The organism is Streptococcus sp. GMD4S (genome assembly GCF_000296955.1).
This window is the reverse complement of the sequence record NZ_AJRE01000317.1, coordinates 1-835: the sequence shown is the minus strand read 5'-3', so window position 1 is coordinate 835 and position 835 is coordinate 1. Positions and strand designations below refer to the sequence as shown.

The following is an 835-nucleotide window of genomic DNA, read 5'->3' as shown; positions in this document are numbered from 1 at the left end:
CTGCGACAAACTGGTGGCTTGTCCCGTGGGCACCATATTTACGAACCTTGTTGTCTGTGTAGTATTTAGTTGGTAGAGGGTAGCGATAAGCCTTCTCTGGCATGCTTGTGTGGAATGAGGTATCAAATACGACAACACTGGTAATATCTGGCAGCAATTCCTTAAATGCGCGAATTCCAGCTGCGTTAGCTGGATTGTGAAGAGGAGCCAACAGTCCCAATTCCTCAACTTTTTCTAACACATCTCCCTCAACAACTGTTGATTCCTTGAAATATTCACCACCTGCAACGACGCGGTGGCCGACACCTGTAATCTCATCGTACCCTTTGATAATGTCAAAACGAATCAAGTCATCCAATAAAATTTTAACGGCTTGTGTGTGGTCTTCAATATCAAGAATTTGTTGCTCCGAACGACCGTCAAATTTTACAGTTGAGATCGAATCCTTCAATCCAATACGTTCAATCAAGCCTTTAGCCAAAACTTTTTCCTCAGGCATTTGATAAAGTTGCCATTTCAAGCTTGAGCTTCCTGCATTGATTGCAATTGTTTTTGTCATAAGATGATACCTCTTTTTAAGCGTTTTCATCTATTATAACAAAATCTCTTTTATATTTCAGTACCTTTGCTCCAATTTTGAAAATTTTCTTTAAAGGTCAACAAAACTGACGGATCTTGCAAGCTAGTAAGAGGGTAGACAAAGGGTTCTATTTCCTTGTCTCTTTTCTTCTGTAAGACAAAAATACTTTTAGCTTGGCTTGCAGTTGAGAAAATATCCTCTGGCAGAGCGATGATAGCAGCCAGACTCACTTCGTCTTTGAGCCACCCTTTTAAT

At 40.2% G+C, this 835-nt stretch carries 2 pseudogenes; both read right to left on the bottom strand.

Annotated elements, in window-relative coordinates:
• Positions 1 to 559: pseudogene (locus GMD4S_RS09630) on the bottom strand (acetate kinase); the annotation flags it as partial.
• Positions 560 to 609: 50 nt separating this feature from the next.
• Positions 610 to 835 (bottom strand): annotated as a pseudogene (locus GMD4S_RS13590) (class I SAM-dependent methyltransferase); the annotation flags it as partial.